The organism is Algibacter sp. (assembly GCF_039977455.1).
Classification (GTDB): Bacteria; Bacteroidota; Bacteroidia; order Flavobacteriales; family Flavobacteriaceae; genus Algibacter_B.
Window position 1 is genome coordinate 1 of the sequence record NZ_JBDWDG010000006.1, and the last position, 17717, is coordinate 17717.

Genomic DNA, 17717 nt, shown 5'->3' on the forward strand with positions numbered 1-17717 from the left:
CTACAGAACTTACAACTTTACTAGAGCTCTGAGTTCCGTAACCAACCACTACCACTTCGTCTAGTTGAGAGATGTCTTCTTCTAAAGAGACATTTAAAGTCGTTTGGTTAGTAATGGCAACTTCTTTGGTTTTAAAACCAACAAAAGAAAAAACCAAAGTTGTATTTTGGTTGGATGTGCTTATGGAATAAACACCATCAAAGTCGGTTTGAACGCCATTTGTTGTGCCTTTTTCTAAGACATTTACTCCTGGTATTGGTTGTCCGTTAACATCTGTTACAATACCGCTTACTGTTTGTTGTGATGTGTTATTGGTGTTTTCTTCAGTTATTACGGTTTTTGGTGTAAAACCAAAAGACGTTGTAAAGCACAAAAATACAAGAGCCCTCATAGTGGTAATAAGTAGCCTTTTATTTAAATGTGCAAAAAAGAAATAGAATTTAATTTTCATATTATGCGAGTTAAATAGTTGATTTTAAATTTAAATAATAAGATTTGTTGTTTTAGTTTACCGATTGAAGTGTTTATTTTTTTAGACCATATATATTGATTGCGTTTTAATGAAACTTTTTTAATTTATTTATTGACTTTAAAATTGTTTTTATGTTTTAAAAAAAAACGGATATTTTTTTTAAAGCATTCGGAATGTGTTGGTTCTTTTTTTTAAGAGGTCAATTCGAAGTTCTAAACTTAGATGTTTTTTATTCTAAAAATTTAGAAATTTCGACGAATAACCTCTGGTCTTCGTTAAAAAACTAAATAGTGTAGTGTTTGAAAATCTGTGGGTTGTAAGACAATTATAGCATGTCCTAATTCGAAAATATTTCTTTCGATATTTATAACGTCAGTATGTTCTTGTTCTTAAATAAAAACTAATACCAAGTTTTAGTTTTTATCTGTTCCGAATGGTTATTGGTCGAAATTTTAATAGGTAAACCTTGGCAATAACATAGTTTTACTTCTATAAATTTAAAGTATATATCATGAGTGCAAAACTTATTAAGTTTAAAGAGGCAGGTAAATTTGAGGATACACGTTTTGAGAAAATCCATAATGAGGTTTTCGATTCATCACAGGAGGCATCCATAATTGTGGCTCAAGAAATAGCAGATTTAATTAAGGGTAAACAAGCAAGTAACACGCATTGTGTGTTAGGATTAGCAACGGGATCATCTCCAATTAAAGTTTATGAGGAGTTGGTGAGAATGCATAAGGAAGACGGCTTAAGTTTTGCTAATGTGGTTACTTTTAATTTGGATGAGTATTACCCAATGGAAAAAGATAACATTCAAAGTTATTATTATTTCATGCATGAGCACCTTTTTAATCATGTAGATATTTTACCTGAACACATTAATATCCCAAATGGTTCTGTTAGTCATGATGATTTATATCAATATTGTATTGATTACGAAAATAAAATTAAAGCCTTAGGAGGTCTAGATTTTCAATTATTAGGTATTGGACGAACAGGGCATATTGGATTTAACGAACCTGGTTCTCATTTTAATTCGGCTACACGTAGTATAACTTTAGATCATATTACAAGAGTTGATGCAGCGCCATCATTTCTTGGTATTGATAATGTGCCTAGAAAAGCTATAACAATGGGTGTTGGTACCGTAAGAAGTGCTAAACGAATTGTTTTATTAGGTTGGGGAATTAGTAAGGCTGAAATTTTAAAGGAAACTATTGAAGGGGAAATTTCATCGCAAGTACCAGCTACGTATTTACAAGAACACGATAATACTACTTTTGTTTTAGATAAAGGAGCATCGTCTGAATTGACACGTATTAAAACGCCATGGTTAGTGGCCTCTTGCGAGTGGACTGACGAACTTAAGTTAAAAGCAGTTGTTTGGCTAAGCGAATTAACCAATAAGCCAATTCTTAAATTAACAGACAAAGATTATAACGATAATGGAATGTCTGATTTATTAGGTGTTGAAGGTACCGCTTACGATTTAAATATTAAAATGTTTAATACACTGCAACATACCATTACAGGTTGGCCAGGAGGTAAGCCAAATGCAGACGAAACCTACCGACCAGAACGTGCTAATCCCGAGAAAAAACGTGTTATTATTTTTAGTCCTCATCCGGATGATGATGTAATTTCTATGGGTGGTACTTTTGATAGGCTTGTGCAACAAGGTCACGAGGTGCATATTGCATATCAAACTTCTGGAAATATAGCTGTGTCCGATAGCGAAGCTTTAAAATTTGCAGAGATTACTAAAGCATTACATGCAGAGTCGGAAACTTCAGATAGCATTATTGAAGCCATTAATACTAAAACAGGAAACGAAGTAGACTCTATTGAAGTGCGTCGTTTAAAAGGATTAATTCGAAGAAGTGAGTCTCTTGGAGCAACCCGTTATTTAGGTTTAAATGATGTTAATGTTCATTTTCTTGATTTACCTTTTTATGAAACAGGTACCATTAAAAAGAATAATTTATCACAACCAGATATTGATATAATGTCTGCCTTAATAGAAGATATAAAACCACATCAAATTTATGCGGCAGGTGATTTAGCAGATCCACACGGTACACATAAAGTGTGTTTAGATGCTTTATTTGCTTCATTAGAAGAATTAAAACACAAGGATTATATGAACGAATGTTGGGTTTGGTTATACCGTGGAGCATGGCATGAGTGGGAATCTTACGAAATTGAAATGGCAGTTCCAATGAGCCCAGATCAAGTACTAAGAAAAAGACATGCAATATTTTATCATCAGTCACAAAAAGACGGTGTTATGTTTCAAGGTGATGACAGTAGAGAATTTTGGGTAAGAGTTGAGGATAGAAATAGGTTAACTGCAAAAAAATATAACGACCTTGGATTAGCTGATTATGCAGCAATAGAGGCCTTTAAACGATATCATTTTTAATTGATTTGATTAATAGCAGTATTAGGAAAGTGTCTTATATTGTCGAGTTTAATGTTTTTTATTTTACTTCTTCAATATAAGATCATCCTAGTACATTACGTAAAATGATGATTTTTTTTACGCTACCCTTCACATTTACAATTCATTACGGTTTATTGTTTGCACAAAGCAAGCAAAAATGAGTGGTTTCTTGACCAACTCCCTTGTATATTAGTTATTCGTCTAAAAATTAAGGTATTATCGGGTTTTATGGCTAAATTGTAGCTTAATCCCTTAAATTAATTTTATGATGAAAAAATTACTTAAAAAATTATCTTTTGTTACTCTAGTGTCTTTAACAGTTGCAACTGTACAAGCACAAGATCCTGCTGCTTTTTTGCATGTACAATTTGAAAATGATTTAACCGCTAGTACTACCGATCCTGCTGGTATCGAATTTGAGGTTGTTGGTAATGATGCCGCTGCGTCTGATGTTTTATTTAATAGTAGCACACCTAAAGAAGGTAGTTTTGCTTTAGACTTTTCTAGTTACCCTGTTGATAGTGGGGGCGCTTATACTGGCAATGAAGGTATAATTGACAACGCTGCTTCAGCTGAAATTAAAAGTACAACAGATTTGGCTATTCTAGGCAATGCTGCTCGTACTTTTGCAGCTTGGATAAGATTTGATAACATTTCTGGTGGCGGTGGGTCACATGTTATATTGAATATGGGAGACCCTAGTTCTTCCTCCCAAGGTAGAGTTACTTGGACACTTGCTGCCGCTCAAGATAGAATACAAATAGCTATTGGAGGTGGTAACGTTAACGGTAATTATGACTCTAGTGGTGTTAATACTCCAAATTTAGAAGAAGTAGGTGTTTGGCACCATGTAGCGTTTACTTATGCCGGTGGAACAACTTTGGAAGATATTATATTTTACATAGATGGTGTGGCTACTACCAACGATGGAGGTAATAGTGCTAATCCTTTCAATACAGTTAATGATAAACTTACTATTGGTAGTAGAGGTAATAATACTCTAAAATGGTTCGACGGTGGCGGTATCGACGATCTTAGAGTTTATGATTCTGCGCTTACTGCAGCAGAAATTACATCAATTTATGGTGGTGGTTACCTTAGTACAGCTGATGTAGCTTTTGGACAAAACGAACTTAAAGCTTATCCGAATGCCGTAGTAGACTTTTTAAATATTCAAACAGCAAGTAATAATTCATTACAAATTAGTGTCTTCGATATTACTGGAAAAAACATTATTAGAACCAGTGGTAATTCTGTAGACATGAGAGATTTAACTTCTGGAATGTATATTGTTAAGGTTAGAGAAGATAATAAAGTTGCTAACTTGAAAATTCTTAAAAAGTAATTATTCTGTAAAGTTTAATAATATTTTAATCCTGTTATATTTAAACGTGTAACAGGATTTTTTGTGAGCATTAATTAGAATTGCCATATTTAAGTAAAGGCCTGAGTTGGATTATTATTTACCTACATTATATTAATCATGAATTATAATATTGAGTGATTTGTCATTTCGAACGCTATGGAAAGCTATTATATTTAGTTTGAAGATGAAAAGCGCAGCTTAAGAGAACGAATCCTAATCTATATGAGATTTCTTGTGGCTCATTCTTAATCTGTACAAAGGACAAATAAACAGATTTAAATAGTTGCCTCTATAAATGGATTTTTGAATTCTTTTTTAATAGGAGTTTAGTAGAAAAAAAAGCAAGCCCGAAATTAAATTTAACGGGCTTGTTTTTATAATAGTGTAATCTCTTAATTAGTATCTTGCCTTATTTGATAATAAGTTTTAAATTACCTTGACCTGCATTATTTTCTATGCTTACAAAATAGAGTCCCTTAGCAAGAGATGATAAATTAAAGGATGTATTGTTTAATTCCTCAGAAGAATCAAAATAATAAGTCTTAATTATTTCACCAGAAACAGCTACTATATACATAACTGATTTGCCAATTGTTGTTTTGCTTGATATATGAAATATTCCATTTGATGGGTTCGGGTAAGCTAGTAATTCATAGTTTGCTGTATTATCAACTTCTTCAACATCTAACGTGCCTTGTATTAATGGCGAGTTGCTAAAGTTAATAAGTTGCCCATCTATATGGTAACGTGGATTAAATCCGTCGTTGCAATCGTCGCAGGTAACTCCAGTAACACAATCTGGATTGTTAGGACTGCAGTAATCAACATAAGTAGGGTCTAATCTATAACTAAAGTCAACCGTGCCTTTAGAAATTTGAGGTGTCATATCAATAATATCTGGAGGCGCTATTGTTCCAGGGCACCATCCGGCTCTACTATACTGCCAAGTACCTTGTTGTCCAGTACAGCTGTCAGGATTTGGATTACAATCGTTCCATAAATGTTGTGTGTAGTTTTCAACACCATCAACATCAATAAAATTTGTAGCTTCATAAAATTCTGCTGCATTTTCAGAATTATTACTCCCCCAACCATGGCCAGTATTAGATAAACGTAAATGAGAACTTACTACATTAAGATTGTAGGTGTAGTTGGCATCAGGAATAGGTTGTAGGTCACTTAGGTTTCCTAAATCCCAAGCACCGTCCCATAATTCATCAACACTAGAATATAAGTATTCGGGGGTGCCTTGTTGAAAATCAAAATCTAACGATATTTGCCATCCACCTGTTCCGTAAGTATCAATAAACATTCTAAATTCTACTTCTCCTTGAAGAAGGCTGGCATAATCGGTTAAGTCGATAGTGTGACTACAGCCCACCCCGTAAGGCGTAATGTAGCGAATAATTTGAATCCAATTGCCATCAGGTCCCAAAACATCAATATATGCTCTACGATCCCAATTATCACAATCTCCTGTTGCTGATGGACATTCTACTAATAAATTTGCAATAATTTTATTATAACTACCTACATGCTGTGGCATAGTGAATGTACCATAAAAATCACGACTATTTTCTGTTCCGAATTCAATCACATCTTGATCCATGGTTTTTACAGTTTGTGTCGAAATAGCATTAGTGACTTCTATAGTTTTTGTTATAGATGTATTGTTACCATTAGATCCACTAGCGGTAATATTAATAGTATGCATTCCGTAGGTGTTTGGAGTCCATAATGCATAATATAAATTGTTTTCGCCAATTACTGTAATTGGTGTATCATCAACGGTAATTTCTATAGTGTCGATACTAACCAAATCAGCTTCCTCAATAGAGGATGTTACGTAAATAGGGTAGGCGTAAAATGAAGGCATTTCTATTGGGTAATCTTCTGTAAGTCGAGTTGAAATAGTAGGGGAAAAAGTACTAACATCAATAACCTCAAATTGAAGGAAGGTTTCTGCAGGATTAAAATCGTCATTACCTGCTTGTTCTGCTTTTAAGGTAACAATACCAGTATTACCATCCAATGTTACAGTATTCCCACTAATTGAAGCTGGTCCAGATTCTACAGTGTAAGTTATATCGGTTAAACCAGAAGTAGACGTCGCTAAAACATTAAAAGGATCTGCGCTAGTGCTTTTTTTTCCAACGGAATCAAAGGTTATAATTTGATTTTCTTTTCCAGAGCCATCTCCAGTACCAAGTAAATCTATGGAAGAGTTAGCAATAATATGTGGAAATTCACCATTACCTGTCGTGTTATTTTCTTCAGGAGGATAATACGAAAAAGCTAAATGTGATGCAATTTCATCTGGACTTTGGTCTAAAGTTGCTTGGTCTACAATAATTGGTTTATTACCATTACCTGTACCTTCCATTCCTGAATTATTTATTCTTGGTTGGCCGTTAGCATGAATTAATATGACTACAGGCGCGTAATACGCCCCATCATCTATACCACCATTTCTATAGGTATCACTAATACCATTGTTAGAAACATTAAAAATGGTATAGGTTTTTGTAAATGTTCCATCTTCATTATCTACAGTTTCAGTTCTATAAAACCCATTATTCACATCAGCATCATTTATAAGTCCCAAATAATAATTATCCTTATCATTGGTAGCGCTCCAACTAATACCATCATCAATAGCGCCACCATTAATATCAGTGGTCGCAATACCATTCGCATATAGATATAAACGTAAACGGATTATATTATCTGCATCATTAGGAACATTACTTAACACAAACGAAATAGGCGATGCTGTTGCTAAAGTTCCATTTGGGTGAAATTCTGTTGGCTTTCCTGTGAAATTAAAACTAGCTTGACCGAAAGTAATAGTTGTTACAATGAGTAGCACGGTGTGCAGTAGGCTTTTAAGTGATTTTGTCATCATTAAATTTTCTTATTAAAGTAGAAAGAATAAAAAAATGAATCTAATTTTTTCTCTAAAGGCGGTGAAAACTTAGACGGATAACAGAACAGGAGGGCTGGATAGTAATTTTTTGAAGAAAGGTAAATTAGTTTAATAAACTCACTTTAGGCTAATTACTAGCATAAATGGGTTTTTAAACAATAAAAAAGAAGTGATTTAGATTAAAAGGATATAAGTTAAAATGTGATATGTTATTATATTGAAGAATTTAATATTTTTTGTTTTACTTCTTCAATATAGGAGCGACCAATAACATACCTTAAACCTTCAATTTCAACGCTATTTCCTTCAACAGCATCTATTTTTTTTATGGCAATGGTATACGATCTATGTATCCTAATAAAATCGCTAGATGGTAATAAATTAGTAAAGTCAGATAGCGTGCTATGGATAATGTATTTGCCCGTTGTGGTATTGATTTTTAAATAGTCTTTCAAGGATTCAACTGTTAATATTTCGTCCAAAAATATCTTTTTCATTTTCTTTTTATCAATTTTAACAAAAAGATAAGGGCGATCTTGCGAGCTTTCTTGAAAAACTTTGTTTTTGTCTAGTCTTCTATTAACCTTGTTTAAGGCTTTCATAAACCTTGGGAATTCAATGGGTTTAATTAAGTAATCCAACACATCTAACTCATAAGTTTCTAAAGCAAACTCATCATAAGCACTAGTTATAATTAATAAAGGTGGGTTTTCTAAACTTTTAATGAAATTAATACCATCTAAAACAGGCATGTTTATGTCTAGAAATATAACATCTACGGTATTGCTTTTTAAAAAATTTAAACCGTCAATAGCGTTATTGAACGTTTCAGAAATTTCAAAATCATCAATTTGTTTTAAGTAATTCTTAATGACATTTATTGCTAAAGGCTCGTCATCAATAATTAAACATTTTATTTTCATTATACTTTTATTTTAAGCTTAACAATAAACATATTGTCTTTATTTCTTATAACTAACTTGTAATCATCTTTTTTATACCCAAGAGCAAGCCTTTTTTTTACGTTCTCTAAACCTATTCCACTCGATTGATTAATAGAGTCTTTGTGCATGGTTTCTTTCGGCATCGGGTTAGTAATGGTGAAGTAAAGAAAATCTTTTCTAATAGTAAAATCTATATCAATTTTTATTTCCCCAATATTTTTATTTACTCCGTGTTTAAAAGCATTTTCTATAAAAGATAATAATAAAATAGGTGCTATTTTTTTGTCTTGTATATCCCCAGAAATAGACATTTCTACTTCTAGGTCGTCGCTATGTCTTACGCGTTCTAAGTCTAGGTAATTTTGAATACAAAGTATTTCATTTTCTAATGATTGTTTTCTGCTCTTTGTGTCATATAGTAAATACCTCATAAGTTCAGATAACTTCAATATAATTTTAGGTGTTTTATTAGAGTTTTCAACGGCTAAAGAATAAATGTTATTTAATGTGTTGAAGAAGAAATGTGGCGAAATTTGTGTTTTTAAAAATAATAATTCAGTCTCTAATTGTGCTTTTTCAAGATTAGCTACGCGTTGATGTTCCTTTAAAAAATCTAACGTAATTTTAATAGCAGTAACAAAGGTGATTACATAAAGCTCACCAAACATCATTTGTATAGTGTAATTAAGTGTCATGGTATTAGTTGCTTCCGGACCCTCTGGCCATACATCTTGACTTACAAGAAGGTAGGTGAGGTTAAACTTTATAACAACCATTACAAATATGCTAGAAAGTATAATTAAAATATAAGGGAAGTAGCGTTTCTTTAAAACAAATTTGGGCATTAAGAAATAAATATTGAAATAACTTAATGCGATATGAATGGTAAAACCAAGTAAGTTCGTTTTTAAAGAGTATAAGTAAGGGTTTGTAAAATACCTTTCAAATGCCACATCGTCAAAATAGCTGCCCCAACGTAATGTGTTTAATGTAAAATAAATTAACCAGAAAAGTAAATGGTGTTTTAAAGATACACGATATAGTAGATTTGAGTTGAAATTCATTTTTTATAAAATATTAGGGTTGGTCTTTTTTTTTGATGTTTATCTACGTTAGTATGTCGTCTGTCTAAATTAGTTTTAAAACTTGCTAAATTTATGAATTTTTATATTGTTAACGCTATACTACTATTTATGAAGAACATTATACTTCTTTTTTTTATTTTAATTTTTACCGTTGCTTGCAATAAAGACAATAGAAATAAAAATCTCAAACAAGAGTCTCTAACGCAGTATGTAGACCCCTTTATTGGTACTGGTGGTCATGGGCATACCTACCCTGGAGCAACAGTACCTTTCGGAATGTTACAAGTAAGTCCTGTAAATGGAATAAGTAGTTGGGATTGGTGTTCGGGGTATCATTATTCCGATTCTATAGCCGTTGGGTTTAGTCATTTAAGTTTAAGTGGTACCGGAATAGGCGATTTGGCCGATATATTGGTTATGCCAATAAATAAAAAAGTAGATATTACAATAACTTCAAAATCCAGAGATTCCCTGGCTTATAAATCGGCTTACAGTCATGAAAATGAAACCGCAAGCCCTGGCTATTATCAAGTTTTTCTTGAAGACCATAATGTAAATGTAGAGTTAACCACATCATTAAGGACAGCATACCATAAGTATAAGTTTAAAGATAAGGATACCCAATCTGTAATTATCGACCTAGGTTTTGGTATAAATTGGGATAAAGCAACCCAAACACATTTACAAATTGAAGATGAGTTTACTGTTAGCGGTTTTCGTTTTAGCACCGGTTGGGCAAAAAATCAAAAGGTGTTTTTTGTAGCAAAATTTTCAAAACCTATTACTAATCACACATTAGTTTCGGATAACGAAATAGTTGAAGGAAATAATACAACAGGAACAAAAACAGCTACTCAATTATTTTTTGAAGACTTAAACAGTAATCAGTTATTAGCAAAAGTAGCCTTATCATCGGTTAGCGTTGAAAATGCAAAAGAAAATTTAGATGATAACGAATTTAATTTTGAAGTTATAAAGGCAGAGGCGAAAAAGACCTGGAATGACGCTTTAAATAAAATTAATGTTCAAACTCCGGTAGATTCTTTAAAAACTATTTTCTATACCGCCATGTATCATGCTCAAGTGGCACCAGTTACATTTAGTGATAAAAATGGACAATTTAGAAAAGAAAATGACAGTATTGTAACCGCTAATGGTTACACTGCGTATTCAACGCTTTCACTGTGGGATACATTTCGAGCAGAACACCCTTTACTTACGTTAATTGCGCCAGATAAAGTGTCTGATATTACAAATACCATGTTGGACTATTACGATACTAAAAAAATACTTCCTGTTTGGACGCTTTATGCAAACGAAACAAACACCATGACGGGTTATCATTCCATTCCAGTTATAGTTGAAGCCTATTTAAAAGGTATTAAAGGATTTGACGCCGAGGAGGTTTATGAAGCCATGAAAACGACAATGATGCAGGATGAACGTGGCTTAAATCATTATAAAAAGTACGGTTATATTCCATATAATTTGTTAGACGAGTCGGTTACTATAACTTTAGAATATGCGTATGATGATTGGTGCGTAGCACAAATGGCTAAGGCATTAGGAAAAGAAGAGGATTACAAGTTTTTTCTTCAACGTTCTAAGGCTTATGAGTTTTTATTTGATTCCAAAACAGGGTTTATGAGAGGTAAAGCAGAGGACGGAAAATCTTGGCATGAACCTTTCGATCCTAAATACTCAAACCATAGGGAGCATACAGATTATACCGAAGGAAACGCTTGGCAACACAGTTGGTTTGTGCCGCATAATGTCGAAAATTTAGCTAGCCTACATGGTGGAAATGATGTGTTTACTAGTCGATTAGAACAACTATTTACTGAAAGTTCTGAAATTACGGGGACTAATACATCCGCAGATATTTCTGGTTTAATAGGGCAATATGCTCATGGTAATGAGCCTAGTCATCATATTGCTTATATGTTTAATCATGCGGGTAAACCTTGGCGTACACAATATTGGTCCCGTCATATTATGGATACTCAATACAACACAACACCGAATGGCTTAAGCGGAAATGAGGATTGCGGACAAATGAGTGCTTGGTATGCCTTAAGTTCAATAGGATTATACCCAATGAATCCAGCATCAGCAGAATACGAAATAGGTACACCTATATTTGAGAAAGCAAGTATAAATATTTCAGAAAATAGGTCTTTTTCAATTGTAGCAGAAAATGTTTCAGATAAAAATATCTACATACAATCTGCTACACTTAATGGCGAGGTATTTAGTAAATCAACAATTTCACATAAAACAATTTTAAATGGTGGAACTCTTCATTTTATTATGGGAGATACACCTAATAAAAATTGGGGAACTAACATTAAAAACCAATAAATGAGTAGTATTGACATTTTAATAATAGTTCTATATATAGTAATAACACTGGGTGTTGGAATATGGGTATCTAAGCGTGCTTCTAAAGGATTAGACTCCTACTTTTTAGGAGGGAAAAGTATCAAATGGTATTTTTTAGGCTTAAGTAATGGGTCAGGCATGTTTGATGTTTCTGGTACCGCGTGGATGGTTGGGCTACTGTTTCTTTATGGAGCCAAAAGTTTTATGTTTATGTGGATGTGGCCCATTTGGAACCAGATTTTTATAATGGTGTTTCTTGCTATTTGGATAAGACGCTCAAATATTATGACGGGCTCCGAGTGGATTTTAACCCGTTTTGGTGATGATAAAGCTGGACGCGCATCACACCTTATTGTTGCTATTTTTGCTATTATTGCATCCATAGGTTTTATAGCCTACTTTTTTGAAGGTGTTGGCAAGTTTATGACCATCATTTTACCGTGGAATGCCGAATTGGTTTTGAATAACTCAGTTATATTAACCTCTAGCCAGAGTTATGCATTGCTCATTATATTTTTAACCACCATTTATACTATTAAAGGCGGTATGTTCTCGGTAGTAGCAACCGAAGTTTTACAATATGGCATTATGGTAATTGCAGGTATTTTAATTGCTATTTATGCTTTTGTAACCGTATCAGATGTAGAAATTAATAATATTATTTCAACTGAATGGAGTAATATTTTTTTCGGAACCACTTTGGAAGGGTCTTGGACAGGTAAACTCACAGCATTTAATAATCTAGTAGATACTCAAGGCTATAAAATGTTTGGCTCTTTTATAGGAATGTGTCTTTTTAAAGGTTTTTTTGCTAGTATCGCGGGGCCAACACCAAGTTACGATATGCAACGTATACTATCTACAAGGTCGGTTAAAGAAGCTGCATACATGAGTGGTTTTACCAATCTTATTTTATTTATACCGCGTTACTTACTTATTACGGGTATTGTGGTTTTAGCTTTAGTGTTTTTGGCGCCTTCTATGGCGGTTTCAGAAACCTTAAGTCTCAGTGATTTAGAAATTATTTTACCAAATGTTATAAATAATCATGTTCCAGTTGGTATAAAAGGTTTGTTGTTAGCAGGTTTACTAGCAGCCTTTATGTCTACCTTTTCTGCCTTTGTAAATTCTGGTCCTGCCTATGTGGTTAATGACATTTATAAAAAATACTTTAAAACAGATGCTGAGCCTAAACATTATATAAAAGCAAGCCATATTGCGTCGTTTGCTATTGTAATTTTAGGCGTTATAATGGGCTTTTTTGCCGATTCTATTAATGCGATTACCTTATGGATTACCAGTGCACTTTATGGAGGTTATGTTGCTTCAAATTTTTTAAAGTGGATTTGGTGGCGATTTAACGGTTGGGGGTATTTCTGGGGAATGACTTCCGGACTAATTATAGCTACATTTCAATTTTTAGTAGATACTAATAAGGCAAATTTCGAGATGGGTACTTGGTTGTATGACTATGCACACATACCGGTTATATATGTCTTTCCAATAATATTTATAGTATCTTTATTAGGGGCTTTTTTAGGAACCTTTTTAACACCAGCAACTAATATACAAACCTTAAAGGAGTTTTATTTTAATGTTCGTCCGTGGGGTTGGTGGGCACCAGTTTTAAAGGCGCTTAAGGAAGATGATAATAGCATCAATAAAAATTCGAATTTCGCAGAAGATATGCTAAATTGTGTTGTTGGTATTGTATGGCAATCTAGTATGATTTTGCTACCTATTTATTTTATGATAAGAGATTATCCTAAAACTTGGGTGTGCTTATTGGTTTTTATAATTACTACGGTAATTTTAAAATTCACTTGGTTAGATAAAGTTAAAAAACTTGAAGATTAACGGGCTGTTTCTGCTCAAATTTATAACAAAGAAATTAAAATAATGAAGAATATACCTTGGCAAGATAAACCAAAAGATTCTAACGATGTAATGTGGCGTTACGATGCTAACCCAATAATTAACAGGTACGATATACCATCGTCTAACAGTATTTTTAATAGCGCAGTTGTACCATTTGAAGATGGATTTGCAGGCGTATTTAGATGTGATAATAAAGCAGTTCAAATGAATATTTTTGCTGGCTTTAGTAAAGATGGTATTAATTGGGATATTAACCATGATCCCATAGAAATGAAAGCTGGTAATACTCAAATGATTGAATCTGATTATAAGTACGACCCAAGAGTTGTGTTTATTGAAGATCGTTATTGGATTACCTGGTGTAACGGTTACCATGGTCCAACTATAGGTATTGGTTATACATTCGATTTTAAAGAATTTTTTCAATGCGAAAATGCGTTTTTACCGTTTAATAGAAATGGTGTTTTATTTCCACAGAAAATAAACGGAAAATATGCTATGTTAAGCAGGCCAAGTGATAATGGGCATACGCCTTTTGGAGATATTTATATTAGTTATAGCCCAGACATGAAGTATTGGGGAGAGCATCGTTGTGTAATGAAAGCTTCAAATTTTGAAGATAGCGCTTGGCAATGCACAAAAATAGGTGCGGGGCCAATACCTATATTAACAGACGAAGGTTGGTTAATGATATATCATGGTGTTATAAACACTTGTAACGGATTTCGATATGCAATGGGGTCTGCTCTTTTAGATGAAAACGAACCGGATAAAGTAAAATATAGAACGCAGCCTTACCTTTTAGGGCCTGCCGAAACTTATGAACAGGTTGGCGATGTCCCTAATGTGGTATTTCCGTGTGCTGCTTTACATGATACCGAAGAAGATAAATTAGCCGTATATTATGGTGCAGCTGATACAGTAGTTGCTTTAGCATTTGGGAAACTTAGCGAAGTTGTCCAGTTTACAAAAAACAATAGTTTGTAATTTTTAGAAGCATGCAATTTAAATTTTTAATACTATTTCTTTTTATAACATCATTAAGTTGTGCACAGCGTAATGGGGTTGATGTGCCTAATAGTTATGTCGCTTATAAAACTAACGAAGCCATTGTAATTGATGGTGAAGATCTTGATTCCTCTTGGGCTAAAGTTAAGTGGTCAGAACCTTTTATTGATATTGAAGGCCAAAAAATACCCAAGTATAAAACCCAAGTAAAAATGCTATGGGATGACACTTATTTTTATATTATAGCTAAGCTTGAAGAGCCACATGTGTGGGGTAACATAACCGAAAGAGATCAGGTTATTTTTCATAATAACGATTTTGAAGTTTTTGTAGATCCTGATGGGGATTCTCATAATTATTACGAACTAGAAATTAATGCTTTAAATACGGCTTGGGATTTATTCGTCTCCAAACCCTATAGAGACACTAATGTAGTTTTAAATGATTGGAATATTACAGGGCTTAAATCGGCAGTAAAAGTAAATGGAACATTAAATAACCCAAATGATACCGATAAAGGTTGGGTTTTAGAAATAGCTATCCCTTGGGCGGCTTATAAAACCGGATACTATCAAAAAAATGTACCTGCAGACAAGTTTTGGAGAGTCAATTTTTCAAGAGTTAATTGGGATTATCAGTTAACGAACGGAAAGTACGAAAGAAAAAAAGATGCTAACGGTAAACGATTACTCGAATACAATTGGGTGTGGTCACCTATGGGTGTTATAAATATGCACGAGCCAGAAAAGTGGGGTTATGTCTATTTTACCTCAAAGGAGGCAGGAGAAATGGTTGATTTTGAGGTGTCAAACGACGAAAAAATAAAATGGAAATTATTCGAATTATATAGAAGTCAAAAAGCATATTTTGAAAAAAATAAAAAGTGGGCCACCTCTATACATAATTTGACAACCGAAGCAATAAAAATTGAAAATACAATAATAAATCCTATACTTGAAAATCATAGTCAAGGGTGGAGTATAGTGGTGGTAAGTCCGTTTTCGGGGCAACAATTAATTATAAAAGAAGATAGTAAATTTACAGTTAAATAGAATGCATATGAGAGTGTTTAAAGTATTGTTTTTTGTGGTTTTAGTTCAATTGGTATCTTGTAATACCAAGGATAAATCTCAATTACAACCAACAGCTAAAGAAATAGATAACAAGCAAACCAATTTTAAATATTGGAGTTGGATGACGGTGGGTCATAAAAAATCAGATTCCGCTTATTCAGCACATTTTAATAAATTAAAAAGCAATGGTTTCGATGCTGTTCTTTTAAACACAGGGGCCGATCCTGGTTTGTTAAAACGACTTACACCTTTAGCAAAAAAATCTGGATTAGAAGTTCATGCTTGGATGTTTACTACCAATAGACCAGGGGATACTGTGGCTTTAAAACACCCAGAATGGTATATGGTTAGCCGTAGTGGGAAATCCTGTTTTAACAAAGACGAAAGACCTTATGTTGGTTATTATCAATGGTTATCACCAAGCCATCCAGATGCTAGAAAGCATATTTTAAGTCTAGTAGAAGGTTTAGCAAAAGTAGAAGGTGTTGCAAGTGTACATTTAGATTATATACGTTATCCAGATGTGTATTTACCAATAGGATTACTTCCTAAATATAATTTAAAACAAGAAGAAGAATTGCCAGATTACGATTTCGATTATTCTGATGCTAGTGTCGAAAAATTTATAGCACTTCATCATAAGGATCCTAGAGAAATGGAAAATCCAGCTATAGATATCGAATGGAAAAATTTTCGTTTAAATGAAATTAAATCATTGGTTAATGAAGCTTACAGTGTCGTGCATAAGCACAATAAAAAATTAAGTGCGGCCGTATTTCCCTATCCAGAAATGGCAGATCATATGGTGCGCCAGCGTTGGGATAAATGGAATGTAGATATCGTATTACCCATGATTTATTATAATTTTTATAATGAAGAATTAGATTGGATAGGCTATGCAACAAAACAAGGTGTCGAAGATTTAGAAGGGAAACCAACAGAATTACATACCGGATTATTTACACCTAAATTAACTCCTAACGATTTAAAGTTGGCCATTCAATTAGCTAAAGACAATGGCGCGAAAGGTGTGGCGTTTTTTGATGATTATGCTATGACAGATGAGCAATTTAAGGTAATTAAGAATTCAAAAAAATAAAAAGATGTCTAGTAGAAGAAGGTTTTTAAAAAAAGCGGCAATAGGTACAGTTGGAATAACAACTGTGTTTAATTGCGATCAATCTTCTAAAACAAATAAAACACCATTAGCAACAGTCACTTCCCCCAAAAAACCATTAATTATTTCTACATGGCGCCACGGGTTAGCGGCAAATGAAGAAGCTTGGAGGCAATTAAAAAAAGGAACTTCAGCTTTAAATGCCATTGTATCTGGTGTTGGAATATCCGAAGCCGATCCAAATGTGGCAAGTGTTGGCTATGGTGGATTACCAGATAGAGAAGGTAAAGTAACGCTAGATGCCTGTATCATGAATCACCATAGCGATTGTGGTGCTGTATCCTTTTTACAAAGTATTAAGCACCCTATTGCGGTTGCACAAAAGGTTTTAGAAAACACACCTCATGTGATGCTTACAGGAAAAGGAGCCTTGCAATTTGCATTATCAGAAGGCTTTAAAGAAGAGAATTTATTAACTGAAAAGGCCGAAAAACGTTGGCGAAAATGGTTAGAAGATTCAAAATATAAACCCGTAATAAATATAGAAAACCACGATACTATTAGTATGTTGGTTTTAGATAAAGAAGGAAATTTGTCTGGCGGATGTACCACTAGCGGAGCTGCATGGAAAATGCATGGTCGTGTAGGAGATTCTCCAATTATTGGAGCTGGTCTTTTTTTAGATAACGAGGTAGGTGCAGCGGCAGCAACCGGACTTGGTGAGGCTGTTGTAAGAACAGCAGGAAGCGCTATGGTGGTCGAGTTAATGCGACAAGGAAAATCGCCAAATGAGGCCTGTAAAGAAATTACAGAGCGTATTTACAATAAGCATAAAAACCATAAGGATATGGAATATCTTCAAGTTGGTTTCATTGCGGTAAATAAGCAAGGAGAACATGGCGGTTATAGTGTAAGGCCTGGTTTTAATTATGCTGTTTTCGATGATGAAAAGGGCAATCGAATGGAAAAAGCGGCATCTAAATTGTAAAGCTTTTTTATAATAGCTTTAAATTTTTTCAA

The 17717-nt window shown here is 33.6% G+C and carries 12 protein-coding genes; 8 read left to right on the top strand and 4 right to left on the bottom strand.

Annotated elements, in window-relative coordinates; all coding sequences use genetic code 11:
- On the bottom strand, positions 1-451 hold a 451-nt coding region (locus ABJM36_RS00850; RefSeq protein ID WP_348448195.1), incomplete at its 3' end, for a carboxypeptidase-like regulatory domain-containing protein.
- Between the two features lie 532 nt (positions 452-983).
- On the opposite strand from ABJM36_RS00850, the gene nagB reads away from it, so the two are divergent.
- Together nagB and ABJM36_RS00860 are read left to right on the top strand one after the other, a co-directional pair.
- Complete coding sequence (gene nagB, locus ABJM36_RS00855; protein ID WP_348448197.1) at positions 984-2897, top strand: glucosamine-6-phosphate deaminase; 1914 nt, start codon at positions 984-986, stop codon at positions 2895-2897.
- Between the two features lie 286 nt (positions 2898-3183).
- On the top strand, positions 3184-4263 hold the full coding sequence (locus ABJM36_RS00860) for a LamG-like jellyroll fold domain-containing protein (RefSeq protein WP_348448199.1): 1080 nt from the start codon (positions 3184-3186) through the stop codon (positions 4261-4263).
- A gap of 430 nt (positions 4264-4693) precedes the next feature.
- Here the strand turns inward: ABJM36_RS00860 and ABJM36_RS00865 are convergent, their stop codons facing one another.
- The 3 genes from ABJM36_RS00865 to ABJM36_RS00875 form a co-directional block, all read right to left on the bottom strand.
- Positions 4694-7189, bottom strand: coding sequence for a peptide-N-glycosidase F-related protein (locus ABJM36_RS00865; RefSeq protein ID WP_348448201.1), 2496 nt, complete (start codon positions 7187-7189; stop codon positions 4694-4696).
- 233 nt (positions 7190-7422) lie between these two features.
- Positions 7423-8133 (bottom strand): LytTR family DNA-binding domain-containing protein, encoded by a 711-nt coding sequence (locus tag ABJM36_RS00870; RefSeq protein ID WP_348448203.1) that lies wholly within the window; start codon positions 8131-8133, stop codon positions 7423-7425.
- Positions 8133-9218 carry a sensor histidine kinase gene (locus ABJM36_RS00875; protein WP_348448205.1) on the bottom strand — a complete coding sequence of 362 codons (1086 nt, stop codon included), beginning with the start codon at positions 9216-9218 and terminating at the stop codon, positions 8133-8135. The genes ABJM36_RS00870 and ABJM36_RS00875 overlap by 1 nt, the downstream gene beginning before the upstream one ends.
- 129 nt (positions 9219-9347) lie before the next feature.
- Between ABJM36_RS00875 and ABJM36_RS00880 the strand changes: the two genes are divergently transcribed.
- From ABJM36_RS00880 to ABJM36_RS00905, 6 genes are read left to right on the top strand one after another with little or no spacing between them, the layout of a single operon-like run.
- On the top strand, positions 9348-11600 hold the full coding sequence (locus tag ABJM36_RS00880; protein ID WP_348448207.1) for a GH92 family glycosyl hydrolase: 2253 nt from the start codon (positions 9348-9350) through the stop codon (positions 11598-11600).
- Positions 11601-13478 (top strand): sodium:solute symporter family protein, encoded by a 1878-nt coding sequence (locus ABJM36_RS00885; protein WP_348448209.1) that lies wholly within the window; start codon positions 11601-11603, stop codon positions 13476-13478. It abuts the gene before it with no gap.
- Between the two features lie 42 nt (positions 13479-13520).
- Positions 13521-14486 (top strand): glycoside hydrolase family 130 protein, encoded by a 966-nt coding sequence (locus ABJM36_RS00890; RefSeq protein WP_348448211.1) that lies wholly within the window; start codon positions 13521-13523, stop codon positions 14484-14486.
- An 11-nt stretch (positions 14487-14497) separates the two neighbouring features.
- Positions 14498-15559: a carbohydrate-binding family 9-like protein gene (locus ABJM36_RS00895; RefSeq protein WP_348448213.1), complete on the top strand. Its 1062-nt coding sequence runs from the start codon at positions 14498-14500 to the stop codon at positions 15557-15559.
- Positions 15560-15566: 7 nt separating this feature from the next.
- Entirely contained in the window at positions 15567-16679 is a 1113-nt protein-coding gene (locus ABJM36_RS00900; RefSeq protein ID WP_348448215.1) for a family 10 glycosylhydrolase, read from the top strand.
- Positions 16680-16683: 4 nt separating this feature from the next.
- Positions 16684-17685: a N(4)-(beta-N-acetylglucosaminyl)-L-asparaginase gene (locus ABJM36_RS00905; protein WP_348448217.1), complete on the top strand. Its 1002-nt coding sequence runs from the start codon at positions 16684-16686 to the stop codon at positions 17683-17685.
- Positions 17686-17717 lie beyond the last annotated feature (32 nt).

What these genes read in the sequence shown, in the direction of transcription:
- nagB (WP_348448197.1), top strand. Translation starts at nt 984, where the DNA reads ATGAGTGCAAAACTTATTAAGTTTAAAGAGGCAGGTAAATTTGAGGAT.
- ABJM36_RS00860 (WP_348448199.1), top strand. Translation starts at nt 3,184, where the DNA reads ATGATGAAAAAATTACTTAAAAAATTATCTTTTGTTACTCTAGTGTCT.
- ABJM36_RS00865 (WP_348448201.1), bottom strand. Translation starts at nt 7,189, where the DNA reads ATGATGACAAAATCACTTAAAAGCCTACTGCACACCGTGCTACTCATT.
- ABJM36_RS00870 (WP_348448203.1), bottom strand. Translation starts at nt 8,133, where the DNA reads ATGAAAATAAAATGTTTAATTATTGATGACGAGCCTTTAGCAATAAAT.
- ABJM36_RS00875 (WP_348448205.1), bottom strand. Translation starts at nt 9,218, where the DNA reads ATGAATTTCAACTCAAATCTACTATATCGTGTATCTTTAAAACACCAT.
- ABJM36_RS00880 (WP_348448207.1), top strand. Translation starts at nt 9,348, where the DNA reads ATGAAGAACATTATACTTCTTTTTTTTATTTTAATTTTTACCGTTGCT.
- ABJM36_RS00885 (WP_348448209.1), top strand. Translation starts at nt 11,601, where the DNA reads ATGAGTAGTATTGACATTTTAATAATAGTTCTATATATAGTAATAACA.
- ABJM36_RS00890 (WP_348448211.1), top strand. Translation starts at nt 13,521, where the DNA reads ATGAAGAATATACCTTGGCAAGATAAACCAAAAGATTCTAACGATGTA.
- ABJM36_RS00895 (WP_348448213.1), top strand. Translation starts at nt 14,498, where the DNA reads ATGCAATTTAAATTTTTAATACTATTTCTTTTTATAACATCATTAAGT.
- ABJM36_RS00900 (WP_348448215.1), top strand. Translation starts at nt 15,567, where the DNA reads ATGAGAGTGTTTAAAGTATTGTTTTTTGTGGTTTTAGTTCAATTGGTA.
- ABJM36_RS00905 (WP_348448217.1), top strand. Translation starts at nt 16,684, where the DNA reads ATGTCTAGTAGAAGAAGGTTTTTAAAAAAAGCGGCAATAGGTACAGTT.